Below are 18,234 nucleotides of genomic sequence, written 5' to 3'. Positions count from 1 at the left end.
TTATTCTTCTACTTCAACTATTTTATTAATAGCTTCTGCTAATTTAAAATCTAATTCTGTAACACCATCAGCATCATGAGTTGTAAGTCTAATTTCTAAAGTATTATAAACATTTGTCCATTCTGGATGATGATTTAAGGCTTCACATTCAAAAGCGATTCTATTCATTGCAGACATACAGTCTTTAAAGTTGTCAAACTCAAAATCTGTGTGTAATGCATCTTCATAAAAATCCCAGTCAATTAGGTTTTCTATTCGTTTTTCAATTTCTTGGTTTGATAGTTTTTTCATAATTCAAAAGTAATAATTTACTAAGTGAAAATTAAGGTACAGATATTTTTGTTTATAAGTTTTTAATCGTAAGTTTTTTCTAACTGATATTGCTTACAACCAATAACTCTATTTTCTTTAAATATTAACTCTAAACATTCTTGATTATTATTAAAAGCTCCAGGTTTAAAGCCTAAGTTATAGTTCCAAATTTGTTCTGAGTTAGCTTTTAAAGTATCATCCCAACCAAACCATTCGCTTTTGCCTAATTTACTTTCTATTTCTTCTTTAGTTTTTCCAATGAATAATTTTTCGTCTATGATATAATTACTCATTTCATATCTAAGATTTGGTTTTTCTAACCATTGAGTAGCGTTAAAATATTTTTGATGATGATAGCTACTAAAAATGTTTAAAAGTGGATAAAATATGTAGAAATAAACTACTGGTGTTAAAACTATAGTAATGATAATATTTAACCATTTTCTTTGATCATCAATAGATTTTATAAAAAACCATACTAAAATAAATACTATGATTAAAAAGATAATCATTAATGGTGTTACAATCATAATCTCTAATTTTTCTCAAATAAAACCACTGTTTCTATATGACTTGTATGAGGAAATTGGTCTACTAAGCTAATCTTTTTAATTTGATAACCAGCTTCTCTTAACGCTTCTGTATCTCTTGCCTGTGTTGCAGGATTACAAGAAACATACACCATTCTATCTGCATTTAATTTAATGATTTTTTGCAGCGTTTTTGGTGCAATACCAGCTCTTGCAGGATCTAGTATAATCGATTTAATTTTATTTTGAAATTCTGGATGTTGATTTAAAAATTTACCAACATCTGCAGCATAGAATTCTAAACCTTCTATATGATTTCTTTTTGCATTTTCTTTTGCATCTTCTATAGCAGAAGCCACAATGTCTACACCAATTATTTTTGCATTGTCACTTTTAGAAGCTACAATTTGGCCAATAGTACCAGTTCCACAAAATAGATCCATAACTACAGTATTATCTACTTTAGATTTATCTTCTAAAACATAATCAACTACTTTAGAATATAGTTTTTCTGCAGATTTTGGATTGGTTTGAAAAAAGCTTTTCATACTTATTTCAAAGTTTAACCCTAAAAGCTCTTCCACTATTTTGTCTTTACCATAAACCAAACTAATACTGCCTGAAGTTGCTATGGTTCTATCTCCAACTTCATCATTTATAGTATGTAATAAACCAGCAACTCTAGTACCAAATAATTCTACTAAATAATTTGCAAATTTGTTTAAATCAAACTTAGATAAGTCATAAGATGTTGTTACTAAATTAAATAATAACTCATTGGTTTTATATGATTTACGAACTACAAAATATCTAAAAAAACCTTCTTTTTTTGGACCATGCCAAGGTTGTAAACCTGTTTCTAAACAATATTTTCTTATGTTTTTTAAGTTGTCTTCAAACTGTTTGTCAAACAAACCAGAATCTTTTTCAAGATTATCTCCCATCCACCAAACACCACGTCTTTTAAAACCAAGCGTAAATTCATCAACATCTGTTTTATTTACTCTATCATAACCAATAGCAGAAAAACCATATTCCATTTTATTTCTGTAATGAAACACGTTTGGAGAGGTAATAAATTCATCAAATAAATCTTCAATATTATCTACTTTTCCTATCCTTTTAAAAAGAGATAATGTACTTTCTTTTTTATATTGATGTTGTAATGCTATTGGTAAATTAATATAAGGAGCACCAGGTATATCTTGATATGGTACATCAACTTCATCAGTAGATTTTTCTATAACATCTATCAATTTTGCTTCTGCATATTTTTTACTCGATTTTTTAATCTGAGCTTTTACTAATTGACCAGGTAAAGTGTTGGGTACAAAAATGACAAAACTTCCTTTTTCATTATGAATTCTAGCTATTCCTTTTCCTCCAAAAGCATAATCTTCTATTTTTAAATCTAAAATTTGATTTCTTTTTACAAAAGGATTTCGTTCTCTTCTTGGCATTTCTATAATTTATTGACTGCAAAAATAGAATACTTTCTCGATTAATTTATTATTTTTGTCTTTCTTCAGGGATGATTTCTTTCCCACGCTGAATTTCTGACCAAACATCTTGGGTTTTCAGAAGGATAAAGGTAGAACAGGAATGGTTATTATTAATTAAAAAGTATTAAAAATGGCTGTTTTAGAACAACTGACTTCGCAACAAGCGATTGAATTAGAAAACAAATATGGTGCACACAATTATCATCCATTACCAGTGGTTTTGAGTAGAGGAGAAGGTGTACATGTTTGGGATGTAGAAGGTAAAAAATATTACGATTTTTTATCTGCTTACTCTGCTGTAAACCAAGGACATTGTCATCCAAAAATTGTGGATGCTATGACAAATCAAGCAAAAACATTAACCTTAACTTCTAGAGCTTTCTATAATGACATGCTTGGAAAGTATGAGCAATTTGCGTCTGAATATTTTGGGTTTGATAAGTTATTACCTATGAATACTGGAGCAGAAGCTGTAGAAACTGCTTTAAAAATTGCTAGAAAATGGGCTTATGAAGTTAAAGGGATAGATGAAAATAAAGCAGAAATAGTTGTTTGTGAAAATAATTTTCACGGAAGAACTACAACCATAATTTCATTTTCTAATGATCCTGTAGCACGCAAAAATTTTGGACCTTATACTAAAGGTTTTATAAAAATTGAATACGATAATCTACAAGAATTACAAGAAGCATTAGAGAATAATCCAAATGTTGCTGCCTTTTTAGTAGAACCAATTCAAGGAGAAGCTGGAGTTTATGTGCCTTCTGAAGGATATTTAAAAGCTGCAAAGCAACTTTGTGAGGACCATAATGTATTATTTATTGCAGATGAAGTACAAACAGGAATTGCAAGAACAGGTCGTTTATTGGCTACTTGTGGTAATTGTGCTTGTGAAAATAAAAATTGTGAAGGTATACCAGATGTAAAACCAGATGTTTTAATTTTAGGTAAGGCATTAAGTGGAGGAGCATATCCTGTTTCTGCTGTTTTAGCAAATGATGCTGTTATGAATGTAATAAAACCTGGTAATCATGGTTCTACATTTGGAGGTAACCCAATTGCAGCAGCAGTAGCCATAGCTGCCTTAGAAGTTGTTGCTGATGAAAAATTAGCGATAAATGCAGATAGGTTAGGTAACATATTTAGAGAGGAATTATCTGCTTTTGCTAAAGAAAATGATTTAGTAAAATTAGTGAGAGGTAAAGGATTGCTAAATGCAATTGTTATTAATGATGACGAAGAAAGTAATACTGCTTGGAATATTTGCTTAAAGCTAAGAGATAATGGACTTTTAGCGAAACCAACACATGGAAATATTATACGTTTTGCTCCACCTTTAGTTATGAATGAAGAGCAATTAAGAGATTGTATTTCTATCATTAAGAAGACAATTGCTGAGTTTTAAAACTCATTTAAAATTTTAAATAAAAAAAAGTCATATAAATTTTTAGGAATTTTATGACTTTTTTTGTTTCTTTATTTTTTTAAAACTTGATTATCAGATGCATTCCCCAATTACTCAACTAGAAGAGTTAAACGTAAATAACAGGTCTAGAATATATTTAAGAGAAATTTCTAAATGGACCTTCTTTTTATCTATTGTTGGTTTTATAGGAATAGCATTTATGGTTATTCTAGGTATTTTCTCTAATGTTATTTACGGAGATGCTTTTAATGCTATCTATAAAAATCAGCTACCTTTTAATATGAGTTTGATTATGACCATATTATATTTGGTTTTTGCAGTTATCTATTTAGCGCCAGTTTTATATTTATATAATTTTTCTAGGAGACTTAAAAGAGCACTTTCTGTAAAAAATAATGATACTCTTGCAGACGCTCTAAAAATGCTTAAATCTCACTATAAATTTATAGGTGTTTTTATGATTATTATGTTATCATTATATGCCTTACTATTTATTGTTGGTATGTTAGGTATTGCTCTTGCCTAATTTTAATTTTGTTTAGTTGTATCTTTTTTCTTTTTGCCAAATAAGCCTAAAAGCGCTTTTTTTGCTTTGTCTTTTAGAATTTCATCATCTTTTTTTATAGAGTCTTTTTTTAAAGAATCTTGTTTTTTGAGACCTAACAAATCCTTTATTTTATCTTTACCCTTATCTTTTAAGCTTTGTTTTTGCTTTTCAATAATAGTATTCATTAAGTTTTTTGTAGCTTCATTAATGTTTGTTGTAATTTTTGGACTTGTAAAACTACCATTTACAATAGCCTTAACAGGTATTGTTTTAATTTCATTAGCATCTTTTGGAGTAAGTTTAGCAATTGCTTTAGTAATATCCGTTCCTAAATAAGAAACAGGAACTTCAAAATTAATATTATAATCTATACTCTTATCAAACCCATGCTTACCACCAATAGTCATATTAATATCTTTATATGTAATAGGTATTGGTTTTATGGTAACAATACCATTCTCAAAAGAAAAATATCCTTTTAAGTTATTTAAATTCAGTTTGCTAGCATCAAAAAAGTTTAATTTTGAACTTAATAAACTTAATGTTTTAGAATTATCTGCATTTAACTTTGTATTTAATAATTCACCAAATAATTTACCTGTAATAGTGTTTAAATTAGGGGTCATATCATCAGTCAAAAGACCTGAAACATTTAATGACGAATTTAAATTACCTTGAATAGTATTTGCTATTGGAGCAATAGAAGCTAGCATATCAATTTTACTAAAAGTTTCTTTAATATTTAATTGATTCAAAGCAATATCCATTGAAAATTTAGGATTGTTTTCTTTAGTAGAAATATTTCCACTAAAATCAATATTTCCACCAAAAACAGAAGTATTTAATTGTTTTAAAATTACAGACTCTTCTTTTATTGATAAATTTCCAGTCATATTTTTCAAATTAATATTATCGTAAATAACATTATCTGCTTTTGCAGTTACACTAATATCTAGAAAAGAAGGAATTTTTAAAGTCGATTTTTTTTCTGTACTTGTAGAAGAGCTTTTAGATAAAAAATCATCAACTTTTATGGTATTTGAATTTAGAGAAAAATTACCTTTTAATTGTTCGTTATGAAATAGAAAGCCATAAAAATTATTTAAACTTCCTTTTAATGCCAAATCAGAAATACCCGTTTTTGCATTAAATTCTGTAAGCTGAATATTATTACTATTAAAATTTACTTTTGAAGTGTTTATGTAAAAAGGATTTGCTACATCATCTCCTTCATATTTAAAATTATTAATACTTATTTCACCTGAGTTTTTAATTCTTGCATAATTTTTTTTCTCAATTGCATTCATGTCAAATGCAGTAGTAATATTAGTTTTTAAAACACCTTCCAATTGTTTTTCAATAGAAATAGGATACACTTTACTAATATTGGCAAGATTTATACTTCCGTTTGCTTTTAAATTTACAAATGGATTATTACTTATATTAGACACACTTCCACTTGCATTAAAAATATCTTCATCAATTTTAAAAGACAATTTATTTGCTGCTAAATAAGTATCTTTTGCTAAACCAGTTTTGTTAATTAATTCAGCTTCTAAAAAAATATTTTTAACTGCCTTAGGCAAGTCTTTGTATTTAAACATGGCATTTTTAGAAGACATTGCTATGTTAAAACTGGGTATAGTATTATCAGATAAAGTTCCTTTAAAGAACCCATTCAAATCAAAATTCCCTTCAGTCTGAATTGATTTTAAATTTCCTGTAATTTCTTCAGGAAAAAGGCCTAATGCATTAGTAAATGAAGAAGTTGGAGTTTTAAAAGTTAAATCGTAAAGCTGATTGTTATCTACAAGCTGAATAAATCCTTGAAATTCTAGAGGCAGTTGATTAATAAACCCTTTGTTTTCTTTAAATGTGTATTTTAAATTATTAATATCTAACGCTAAAATGGCATTTAATTTTACAGCTATATTTTTTAAAAAAGAGGTATTATTTACAACTAAAGATAATATAGCTTCAGTTTTGGTATCTAGATTAAAAATATCATTTCCAAAATTACCTTTTCCTATATGATAAATACTATCTAAAGTTACTTCGTTATTTGTTGTTTTATCTACATAACGAAATTGCATATTAGACAATTCATAAGCATTAATATCAAATGAAAAAGAATTATTAGTAGTTGAATTTGTGTTTGTTTCTTTTTTTATTGCGATGTCATAATTACCTATATTATCTTCATTTATTAGAATATTTACAAAGCCATTTTCAGATTTAATACTATTAATTTTAATAGGTTCATTTGTTTTAAATAGTTCAAAAAGACCCATATTTAAATATAAGTGTTCTGCACTATATAAAGTATCTCCTAAAAAAGGTGCTTTATTAGTAACTGCAACATGATTTAAGGATAAACTTAAAGAAGGAAAATTTGAGAAAATACTCAAGTCTGAATCTTTATAAGAAACAGTTGCATTTAGATTATTATTTGCTGTTTTTGTGACCAAAGCCACAATTTTATCTTTAAATAAAACTGGTATAGACAATAGCCCAATAAGTAGCACAATAAAAACACCTGCAACCCATTTTAAAATATTTTTCTTTGTCGATTTTTTTTTCTCTTTTTCCATATTACTATTGCTCAAATTTTACATAACAAAATTACATGAAACTCACTAAGTTCTTAATTCATTTGATGTTAATTATAACTCAAAAAAAATCCAATCATTTTTATGATTGGATTTTTAAATAAATATTTTAAATAATTTTATTTCTGGTATTATTTTCTAAGTTAAGTAACATTTTTATTTAAACATATCCATTCCTGGAATATTTGGCATACCACTTTTTGCAGCAATTGCCATTTCGTTTTCATTTATTTGAGAAGCTTTTTCAATTGCCTTATTAAGAGTTATAATTAAGTAATCTTCTAATTCTTCTGCATCATTTAACAATGAATCGTCAATAGAAATTGCTTTAATTTTTCTATTAGCAGTTAGCGTTACTTTTATTTTGTTATCCGATGATGATTCATCCACTAAAACAGTGTCTAATCTTTTTTTAGTTTCCTCAACTTTCTGTTGAGCTTCTTTTAATTTACCCATCATTCCTGAGATATCTCCAAACATATTTTCAATTTTAAAAGTTATATAACAAAATTACTAAATTCAATATAATTTGGAAGCTGAATGATTTGATATTTTTTGTGACATCAATATTAATAAGTCTTATTTTTGCAACTGCTTTAAAAAAAGACCTATAGTATATGAAAAGTACGGATGCAAAATATCCAATAGCAGAAAAACAGCCAAAAAAGCTTGTAAAACATGGAGATGTAAGAGTTGATAATTATTTTTGGATGCGTTTATCTGATGAACAAAAATTAGCTCCTGTTAAAGATGCTCATACTCAAAAAGTAATAAATTATTTAGAGGCAGAGAACGATTATCATGATAAAATAACAGCTTATACCAAGAATTTTGAAGAAGAATTATTCTTAGAAATGAAAGGTAGAATTAAAGAAGATGATGCAACTGTACCTTATAAAGATAATGGCTATTTCTATATAACTCGTTATGAAAAAGGAAAACAATACCCTATTTACAGTAGAAAAAAAGAACATTTAGAAGCTGAAGAACAAATTATGTTTGATGTTAACCAAATGTCTAAAGGTTATGAGTTTTATAAATTAGGTGGTTTAAATATATCACCCAATAATAAATTAGCAGTTTTTGCAACAGATACAGTTAGTAGAAGACAATATTTTTTAAGAATTAAAAACTTAGAAACTGGAGAAATATACAAGGATATTATTGACAATACTACTGGAGGTTCTGTTTGGGCAAATGATAATAAAACTATCTTTTACACTAAAAAAAATCCTGTTACTTTAAGAAGCGAAAAGATTTACAGACATGTATTAGGTACTCCAACTTCAGAAGATGTAGAAGTGTATCATGAAAAAGATGAAACATTTGGTACATATGTAACCATTTCAAAATCTAAGAAATACATTATTATTGGCTCTTATAGCACAACTTCTACTGAAGCTCAATTTTTAGAAGCAGATAACCCTACAGGTGAATTTAAAATTTTACAACCAAGAGTAAAAGACTTAGAGTATAATGTAGCGCATTATAAAGAGCATTTTTATTTACTTACAAATAAAGATAAAGCTACCAATTTTAAGTTGATGAAAACTCCTGTTACTAAAACAACTTTAGAAAATTGGATAGATGTTATACCTCATAGAGAGGATACTTTATTAGAAGATTTTTCCATTTTTAAAGAGTATTTAGTTTTAGAAGAACGTAGTAATGGATTATATAAAGTTAGAATAAAACGTTGGGATAACAAAGAAGATTATTATTTACCTTTTAATGAAGAAACCTATTCTGTAGGTGTTTATGGTAACCCAGAATTTGACACAGATATTATAAGATATTCTTACAATTCTTTTACAACTCCAAGTTCTATCATCGATTTTAATATGAATGATAAAACTAAAGACATTAAAAAAGAACAAGAAGTATTAGGAGGTAAGTTTAAAAAAGAAAATTATATAAGTAAAAGAGTTTGGGCACCTGCAAGAGATGGAAAAAAAGTAGCAATTTCTTTAGTATATCATAAAGACACTCAACTAAATGAACAAACACCTTTATTACAATATGCCTATGGTTCTTATGGGTATACAATTCCTGATAGTTTTTCTACAACCAGATTAAGTTTATTAGATAGAGGATTTGTTTATGCTTTAGCACATATAAGAGGAAGCGAATATCTAGGACGTAATTGGTATGAAGATGGCAAGATGCTAAACAAAAAAAATACATTTACAGATTTTATAGATTGTTCTAAATATTTAATTGCTAATAAATACACATCTTCAAAGCATTTATATGCAATGGGTGGTTCTGCTGGAGGTTTATTAATGGGAGCCATTATTAATATGAATCCTGAGTTATATAATGGTATTATTGCTGCAGTGCCTTTTGTAGACGTTATTTCAACCATGTTAGATGATAGCATACCTTTAACTACTGGTGAGTATGATGAGTGGGGTAATCCAAATGATAAAGAATTTTACGATTACATAAAATCTTATTCACCTTATGATCAAGTAGATTCAAAAGCATACCCAAACATGCTAGTTACAACTGGTTTTCATGATTCTCAAGTACAATATTGGGAACCTGCAAAATGGGTAGCTAAATTACGTGAACTAAAAACTGATGATAATTTATTACTTTTAAGAACTAATATGGATGCAGGACATGGAGGAGCTTCAGGACGTTTTGAAGCTTTAAAAGAGACTGCCAAAGATTATACTTTTATACTAGCTTTAGAAAATAAGTTAGAAGATTAGGTAATAAAGACCAAACTGAATTTTGTAAATCCAATTTCAAATGTATTTTTGCAATAGGTTTAAGAAACAAACATGACAAGAAATCAAAATATAGTTGATTCTATTTTAAATTTAGTAGGTGAAACTCCTTTAGTAAAATTAAATAGAGTAGCTAAACATTTTAAAGGTTCTTATTTTGCAAAGCTAGAAGCATTTAATCCTGGTTTATCACAAAAAGATAGAATTGCCCTTCACATTATAGAAAACGCAGAAAAAAAAGGAATTATTAAAAAGAATTCTACAATAGTTGAAACTACATCTGGTAACACTGGCTACAGTTTAGCCATGATTAGTTTAGTAAAAGGCTATAAATGTATTTTAGCTGTATCAGATAAATCATCTCAAGATAAGATAGATTTATTAAAAACAATGGGAGCAGAGGTACATGTTTGTCCTGCTAATGTTCCTGCAGATGATTCAAGGTCTTATTACGAAGTTGCTAAAAGAATACATAAAGAAACAAAAAATTCAGTTTACATTAATCAATATTTTAATGAATTAAATATTGATGCACATTACAAAACTACTGGTCCAGAAATTTGGCAACAAACTCAAGGTAAAATTACCCATTTAGTGGTTGCAAGTGGAACAGGAGGCACCATTTCTGGTACAGGAAGATATTTAAAAGAACAAAACCCTGATATAAAAATATTAGGAGTAGATGCTGTAGGATCTGTTTTAAAAAAATATCATGAAACAGGTAAGCTAGATATGAATGAAGTCTCACCTTATAAGATTGAAGGTTTAGGTAAAAATTTAATTCCTACAGCTACCGATTTTAGTGTGATAGATGAATATCAAAAAGTAACAGATAAAGATGCTGCATTTGCTTCAAAAGAAATTTTAAATAAAGAAGGTATTTTTTGCGGATACACTTGTGGTGCAGTTTTACAAGCTACAAAACAGTATAATGACTTAGGTTATTTTAATGACAACAGCTTTGTTGTATTAGTGTTTCCTGATCATGGTTCTAGATATATGAACAAAATTTACAGTGATTCTTGGATGAAAGAACAAGGGTTTGTTTAATCAATTATTCTAATTATTACACAATTTGATAAACTGTAAAAAAAGCAGTTACTTTGCAAATTGTAAAAAACAAAAATTTAAGCATGGCATCAGATTTATTTGAGAGAATAAAAGTAGATAAAGGACCTTTAGGAAAATGGGCTGATAAGGCAGAAGGATATTATGTTTTTCCAAAATTGGAAGGACCAATTTCTAACAGAATGTCTTTTAATGGTAAGAAAGTCGTTACTTGGAGTATCAATGATTATTTAGGTTTAGCAAATCATCCAGAAATTTTAAAAGTTGATGGAGAAGCTGCAATGGAGCATGGAATGGCTTATCCTATGGGTGCTAGAATGATGTCTGGTCATACACCTTTGCATGAGCAATTAGAGCGTGAATGTGCAGAATTTGTAAATAAAGAAAAAGCATACTTATTAAATTTTGGTTACCAAGGAATAATGTCTGCAATAGATGCTTTGGTTACTAAAAATGACGTTATTGTTTATGATATAGACACACACGCATGTATTATAGATGGTGTTCGTTTACATGCTGGTAAACGATTTGTATATCGTCATAATGATATGGAAAGCTTTGAAAAGAATATTAAGCGTGCTAAAAAAATGGCAGATAAAACTGGTGGAGGAATTTTAGTAATTTCTGAAGGAGTTTTTGGAATGCGTGGTGAACAAGGTCGTTTAAAAGAAATTGTATCTTTTAAAGAAGAATATGGTTTTAGACTTTTAGTTGATGATGCACATGGTTTTGGAACACTTGGAGAAGGAGGTAGAGGTACTGGTTTTGAACAAGGAGTACAAGACGAAATTGATGTTTATTTTGCAACTTTTGCAAAATCTATGGCAGGTATAGGTGCTTTTTTAGCAGGAGATAAAGATGTAATTCAGTTTTTACAATACAATTTACGATCACAAATGTTTGCAAAATCATTACCAATGGCAATGGTTAAAGGTGCATTAAAACGTTTAGATATGATTCGTACAATGCCAGAATTAAAAGAAAAGCTTTGGGAAAATACTAATGCTTTACAGTCTGGTTTAAGAAATGCTGGTTTTGATTTAGGAACAACGCAAACTTGTATTACTCCAGTATTTTTAAAAGGAGATATTCCAGAAGCAATGGCTATGGTTAATGATTTAAGAGAAAATCATGGAATCTTTTGTTCAATTGTTGTTTATCCAGTTATACCAAAAGGTTTAATTATTTTAAGATTAATACCAACTGCTTCTCATACACAAGAAGATATAGACGAAACAATAACAGCTTTTTCTGCAATCAGAGAAAAATTAGAAAATGGAACTTATAAAAGAATTGCAGCACAAATGGTGTAATTTTCTAAAAATAAAAAAATAAAAAAGCCATGTTTTTAAAATGGTTTTTTTATCCTTAATACGCTAATTTTTAAAAAAATAGCTTGTAGTTAATAATTTTTTATATATTTACAATCTCCCATTTATTATAATTATTCCCCCTAAAAAGTTTGAATAATATTAATAGATTTACTTAAAACCCTAAATCCCAACCCCTTTCCACTGAGTTTTTTGTTAATCTTTATCGATAATTAAATAAGATTCATCGAAACAAAAATTATAATCAAAATATTATGATGTGTTTTGTTTGTAATTAAAATTAAAGTGGAATGAAAACAAAATTATTTTTAATACTACTTGTATTTTCATCAATATATATAAACGCTCAATGTGTAAATGCAACAGATTGTGATGGTGATGGAATAGTAAACAGCATAGACTTAGATGATGATAATGATGGTATACTAGATACAGACGAGTTTTCTTGTCCAACTTTAGCAAGTGGTACAATTACTTCTTTTGTTATTGTAAATAAAACACAAACTCCATCATCAAAAACTGTAAATTCATTTTCTAATTCATCTTCACCATTTTCAACTAATACTTCTTATAATCTATCTTATGGTACTGCCTTTGGTAAAAGATTAGAAGGTTTTGTTATGAGTTCTGGTAATACAATAATGGTAGATGAAGATGCTTCAGTTGGTAATATTACATTTAGAAGAGCTACAAGTGGTTCTGCACCAACGAACGAAATTATATGGATAGAAAATGATGGGCATACTAATACTTCAAACGCTACTAAATTACATACTAATCATGTGTCTAATATGGCAGATACATTTTCACATGGATTTTACAATGTAGGTAGTGATAACGTTTTTGACAACAGTACATCATCACAAAATAAAAACAATATAGAAAGAGTGGATGTTGTTTTTGATAATGGATATTTAGTAAACTCAGCTGACAATCAATATGTTACTGTTGGTGAAAGAGGTAAGAATAATTTTATAGATATTGCAATTATAACTGGTATAGATGGAAGTGGAACTCCAACTGCATATAGTACTGTTTATAGAGTTACTACAGCTTCTATGACTACCATAGAAACATTACCATCAACTATTTTAAGAAAAGAAATATCAGATACAGATTTTAGACCAAGTGTAGCATTAAATCAAGCAGTAGCTATTAGAGCAGTAAAAATGTCTGATTTTGGCATAGCAAATGGAACTACAATTTATGGATACTCAATTTTACCTCCAGATTATAACACAGGTAATATTTTAGATTGGACAACTTACCCAACAAATACAAATTCAACTTTAGGAGGTTTAGATTTAGTACTTTTTAATTATTTTTCATCAGATTGTGTTTATAGAGATACAGATGGTGATGGATTACCAGATTCAAAAGACACAGATTCAGATAATGATGGTTGCCCTGATGCAATAGAAGCATCTGGTCTGTATTCTTCAACTGAAGTTAACAACACTTTAGTAGGAGGTAGTATTGGAGGAAGTTTATTAAACTTTCCAACACCAGTAAACAATAATGGAATACCAACAGCAGTTGGAACAACAGTTGGAGGCAATGAAACTTTTGGTCAATCAACAAGTTCTAGAGTAATTACAGCAGAACAAATCACTGTAAATATTCCTCCAGCAAGCATAACCATTAATAAGAACGATAATACTACATTTACAGTTGGTGCATCTTCAGTTTCTACAACAACGTTTAATACAGGAACACCAGATTATACAATTCCACCAGGAACAAACACAACTGGAACATTAACTTACAGATGGTTTAAGAATACAGCACCAGCAACAATCTTATCAACAGCTACAACACTAGATATTACTTCAGCAGCTATTGCAGATATTGGTGATTATACAGTGCAAATAATTGGAGTTGATAACAAGTGTCCAGAAGAAGTAACCTTTACATTTTCTGTTAATGATACTCCAACAGCTGTTAATGATACATTTAATGCAAATGAAAACAGTATAAATAATAGTTTTGATGTTTTAAATAATGATTCTTTTGGAAATGATGGTCCAAATACAGGAACCATTTCTTTGCCTAGTTTAACAACAACAAATGGAGGAACTGTTTCTATAGATGATGGAGGAACTCCAAATGATCCAACAGACGATAAAATAGTATATACACCAGCTGCAAGTTATACAGGTGTAGATAGTTTTACATATACGATTACTGATGCAGATGGTGAAACTTCAACAGCAACAGTAGATATTACAATTACAGCAACAGTAGATTGTAATGATAGTCCTACTTTACCTGCACAAGGTTTCAATGTATTTGTAGAAAAAAATATGACTGTAAAATCAACAGAAACCAGAGGTGCTGTTGCAGTTGGAAGAAATCTAAATATTAAAGGAGATTACAATGTAGCTACTGACGATTGTGGTGATTTTGATACAAATGGTTTAAAAACTGGATTATTAGTTGGTAATAAAGTTAATTATCCTTTAAATACCGTAATTAATACAACAGATGATCAATGTAATTGTGGAGATCCAACCATTGTAAATAATGGTAGCTTCGAAATTGGAGCAACACCAAATACTTGGGCTTCAGTAGATGCAGGTAGTATTCCTGGTTGGTATACAACAGCTACAGACAATAGAATAGAGATTTGGAAATCTGGATTTTTAGGAAAAACAGCACAAGATGGTGGTTATATCGCTGAAATAAATGCAAATCAAAGAGCTTCTTTATATCAAGTTATATGTGCAGAACCAGGTTCTGTATTAAACTGGTCTATTTGGCATAGAGGAAGACGTGGAGTAGATGTGGCCAATGTAAAAATTGGAGTAACATTAAATTCTGCTTCTACAGAACAAGTGATGAGTACAGACCAAGATGCTTGGGTAAATTATACTGGTTCTTATACAGTTCCTGCTGGTGAACATACTGTATATTTTGTTTTTGAATCTGTATCAAGTCAGCCTTATAACAACTTAACTTATGGTAATTTAGTAGATAATTTCGAAGTAACTAAAACCACTACAGGAACATGTCCAGCAGTTCCAGGTTCTAATAACGGATTATTAACTGTAGTAAATCCAAATTACTATACAAAAATTGGAAAGAGTAATGGTTCTGTAGCTTGGTATTTTGACGAGTTAAATGCACCAGCTAACATGAGAGTTACTCCAAATGGAGTGTACAATTCATCATCAAGAATACAAATGAATAATACTTCTCCAAGTTATGGAGTAAGTTCATCAACAAACCCAGTTTTTGAGAATAATTTATTAGATTTTGCTAGTGCTTTTCAAAGTTTAAGAGCAAATGCAACGAATATGTCATCTAACACAAACAATGCTGTTTTAGAAGATGATAATTCAAATTCAATTACAAATACAACATTAACACCTCAAACAGAAATCAATTTACAAAATGGAGTAAATTATTTAAATGTTACTGGTGCTGATTTAAATAGTGTAGATGGTTTTACTTTTCAGAATTTACCATCAGCAACTAGAGTTTTAATAGTAAATGTAGATGCTCCAGGTAATTTTAATTGGGACGTTTGGGAACAAAAAGGGATAACTGCAACAGAAAGCTCATATATCTTATACAATTTCTATAATAGTGATAAAGTAAACATTAAAGGTAGTGAAACCATTTATGGAACTGTTTTCGCTCCTTCATCAACAGTTAGAAAAGTTAATAATAAAGAAGATATTTATGGTCAAGTAATCGCTAAATCGCTTAATCATGATGGAGGCGTAATACATTGTAATAAGTTTGCTGCTTCAAGTACATGTCCAACTTTTGCAGGGGTAGCACCAACTCCAGGATTTGATATTAATGTTAACCCTCAGTGTTTTGTTGCAAATGATTTTGCTTTTTCAAATACTACTCAAATTATTGGAGTTCCACAGCCAGAAGCACCTATAACTTATTTATGGGATTTTGGAGATGGAACAACCAGCACTGATATGGATATTGCTAGTAAAACTTATGCAAATCCAGGAACTTATACAGTTATCTTAACAGCAACTAATAAATATGGTTCAAATACATACACAGAACAAGTTACAGTTTTACCTGTTTTAGAACCAATAGTTTCTGTCATAGACTTACCTTCTGGTCCTGGACAAGTAAGAAAAGAGTTTACCATAGATAATGCTTCTTCTTTTACAGATTGGTCTTGGACTCTACCTGGACCAGATCCAATTAGTGGACCTGGGTTATACCAAAATGTAAATCCTTTAATGGTTGAGTTTAGAAATGCAGGTGTATTTACAGTATCAGTTACTGCTACAAGTAATGATTGTACAATTACAGTTGATGTGCCAATAACAATTTCTTCTTCAGAAGTAACAGGTGGAAATTCAGGAGGAGTAGAAAGTGAGAGTTTAGGAGATGCAATTTCTAAGATTTATGTGGGTAGAAAGAAGAACTCAGTACCTACTGTTTTTGTAAAAGATAAATCTAATTTATTTAATAAGTCTTTATTACAAGCTAAGCAGCCTTATCAAGGAAAAGGACAAACCATGTTAGATATGTTTCCAACAGAATTAATTGCAGGAAATGTGGCTAATGTAACTTCTCCAACAGATATTTTAGATTATACTATAGCAGACGAAGTATTATCTGTAGATTTCTCTATAGATGGTAAAACTAAAGGAGTAGTATTAGGTGTTAAGACTTCAGATAAAGTATACAACCATACAAAAGCCTCTTGTGATCGATTAAGAGGAGCTGAAATACTAAATGTTATACCAGTACAATTAGCAGGTTATAATTTCTTAATACAAGGTATTAAGCAAAGAAATGGTGTTGTAGAATATGCAATCTCTTTTGCTGCTGCTAAGAACAATAATGATGATAGCTATACAGTTCAAACAAACTGGTATGTAAACAACTACATTAAATATAATGACATGTATAACTTCCAGGTTTGGACAACAAACCCAGAAGATACTAAAAAGTTAGTGTTAGATATATTAGATAACTTACAATCATTTATTCCTGTGAATCAAGTAGAGGTTCAAAAAGTACCAAGAACTTATGCTGCTAAAATTTCTAGAGATAAAAATGAATTGGTTGTACTATTAAGAAGTACAGAACAAGGTTTACAGACAGAGGTTACTATGGAAGAGATTTATTCTGAAACTGCTAATAATGTTAAACACAGATATAATCCTGTGAGCACAAAATTAGAGCAAGAATTACGAATAGATGTTGCAGATGGTTATGAGTATGATGGTTTAGTAAAAGTAGCAGGTGAGGTAGAAGATGCCTTTTATCATGCAGATGGTAACTGGGGCTTAGACTTTGATAGCAAATATACTTCTATTCAGAATTACTTTGTATGGAATGATTTTAATAGAGAATACAAACATAATGAGCATGCTATTAACAGAAACGTTGAATTAAAAGCTACAAGTGATTATGACTACTTAACGTTATATAAATCTTTATTACCAGGAACAATCTCTGCAGACTATAGTGAATACAAGTATTTAGCATTTACAGCTAAAGGAAGTGGAGTAATGGAATTAGGTTTAATAAAATCATCAATTCAAGAATGGAAACAACAGTATAGAATCATGGTTGATTTATCAGAAGAAGAAAGAACTTATTATGTACCTTTTGATGCATTTACCTCTGTAGGTAATCAAGAAACAATTACAGCAGACGATTTAACTACTTTAACTTTTACATTTTTACCAGTTGAAGCAAACACTACAGAATTAGATTTATTTATTTCAGATGTAAAATTTACTAAAGTTGCAGTTGATGATTTAATTGTGAACAAAGTAGAGAAGTTTGAGAATGAGTTCGTTGCTTATCCAAACCCATCAAAAGGAAATGTAAACTTGTTATTATTTAGTAAAACAGATACACAAGCAGAAGTTACTTTAACAGATATTACAGGTAAAGTAATTTATAAGAGAAAAGAAGAATTAACCACTGGTAAAAATGAATTATCATTTAGCTTTAACTCATTAAAAACTGGTATATATTTACTTAAAGTATCAAGTCAAGAAAGTAATTATGGTACTTCAAAGTTAATTATAAGAAAGTAATTTTATAAAAAAATATCAGTAGTTTAAATAATTTTTAGGGGTATTAATTTAAAACTACTGTACATGAAGAGCTGAGAAATCAGCTCTTTTTTTGTTTAATAAAAAAACCCAAAGATATTCTCTTTGGGTTTTTTTAATT

11 protein-coding genes are annotated in these 18,234 nt (G+C 29.1%); 6 read left to right on the top strand and 5 right to left on the bottom strand.

Features of this window, described 5'->3' with window-relative positions; all coding sequences use genetic code 11:
• From ACFOWD_RS11220 to rlmD, 3 genes are all read right to left on the bottom strand, one after another.
• Positions 1–291 (bottom strand): 4a-hydroxytetrahydrobiopterin dehydratase, encoded by a 291-nt coding sequence (locus ACFOWD_RS11220; protein WP_298994956.1) that lies wholly within the window; start codon positions 289–291, stop codon positions 1–3.
• A 62-nt stretch (positions 292–353) separates the two neighbouring features.
• Positions 354–842 carry a hypothetical protein gene (locus ACFOWD_RS11215; RefSeq protein ID WP_377410601.1) on the bottom strand — a complete coding sequence of 163 codons (489 nt, stop codon included), beginning with the start codon at positions 840–842 and terminating at the stop codon, positions 354–356.
• A 5-nt stretch (positions 843–847) separates the two neighbouring features.
• Positions 848–2,302: a 23S rRNA (uracil(1939)-C(5))-methyltransferase RlmD gene (gene rlmD / locus ACFOWD_RS11210; protein WP_377410599.1), complete on the bottom strand. Its 1,455-nt coding sequence runs from the start codon at positions 2,300–2,302 to the stop codon at positions 848–850.
• A gap of 172 nt (positions 2,303–2,474) precedes the next feature.
• On the opposite strand from rlmD, the gene rocD reads away from it, so the two are divergent.
• Positions 2,475–3,749, top strand: a complete 1,275-nt coding sequence (rocD, locus tag ACFOWD_RS11205) for an ornithine--oxo-acid transaminase (protein ID WP_298994963.1) — start codon at positions 2,475–2,477, stop codon at positions 3,747–3,749.
• Positions 3,750–3,846: 97 nt separating this feature from the next.
• Positions 3,847–4,296, top strand: coding sequence for a DUF5362 family protein (locus tag ACFOWD_RS11200; RefSeq protein WP_298994965.1), 450 nt, complete (start codon positions 3,847–3,849; stop codon positions 4,294–4,296).
• 2 nt (positions 4,297–4,298) lie between these two features.
• On the opposite strand, the gene ACFOWD_RS11195 is transcribed toward ACFOWD_RS11200, so the two are convergent.
• Both ACFOWD_RS11195 and ACFOWD_RS11190 read right to left on the bottom strand, forming a co-directional pair.
• A complete protein-coding gene (locus ACFOWD_RS11195) occupies positions 4,299–6,908 on the bottom strand; it encodes an AsmA-like C-terminal region-containing protein (RefSeq protein ID WP_377410596.1) in 2,610 nt (869 codons plus the stop codon).
• Between the two features lie 174 nt (positions 6,909–7,082).
• On the bottom strand, positions 7,083–7,406 hold the full coding sequence (locus tag ACFOWD_RS11190) for a YbaB/EbfC family nucleoid-associated protein (protein ID WP_377410594.1): 324 nt from the start codon (positions 7,404–7,406) through the stop codon (positions 7,083–7,085).
• Positions 7,407–7,543: 137 nt separating this feature from the next.
• Here ACFOWD_RS11190 and ACFOWD_RS11185 point away from each other — a divergent pair, with 137 nt between their 5' ends.
• From ACFOWD_RS11185 to ACFOWD_RS11170, 4 genes are all read left to right on the top strand, one after another.
• The gene (locus tag ACFOWD_RS11185; RefSeq protein ID WP_377410592.1) at positions 7,544–9,643 is read left to right on the top strand and encodes a S9 family peptidase; all 2,100 of its coding nucleotides are present in this window, start codon (positions 7,544–7,546) and stop codon (positions 9,641–9,643) included.
• 72 nt (positions 9,644–9,715) lie between these two features.
• Positions 9,716–10,711: a PLP-dependent cysteine synthase family protein gene (locus ACFOWD_RS11180; protein WP_298994985.1), complete on the top strand. Its 996-nt coding sequence runs from the start codon at positions 9,716–9,718 to the stop codon at positions 10,709–10,711.
• A gap of 83 nt (positions 10,712–10,794) precedes the next feature.
• Complete coding sequence (locus ACFOWD_RS11175) at positions 10,795–12,042, top strand: aminotransferase class I/II-fold pyridoxal phosphate-dependent enzyme (RefSeq protein ID WP_298994987.1); 1,248 nt, start codon at positions 10,795–10,797, stop codon at positions 12,040–12,042.
• A gap of 308 nt (positions 12,043–12,350) precedes the next feature.
• Complete coding sequence (locus ACFOWD_RS11170) at positions 12,351–18,095, top strand: collagen-binding domain-containing protein (RefSeq protein ID WP_377410589.1); 5,745 nt, start codon at positions 12,351–12,353, stop codon at positions 18,093–18,095.
• Positions 18,096–18,234: the final 139 nt, after the last annotated feature.

This window comes from Polaribacter marinivivus (assembly GCF_042651285.1).
In the GTDB taxonomy this organism is placed as follows: Bacteria; Bacteroidota; Bacteroidia; order Flavobacteriales; family Flavobacteriaceae; genus Polaribacter; species Polaribacter marinivivus.
This window is presented reverse-complemented; position numbering and strand designations above follow the sequence as displayed.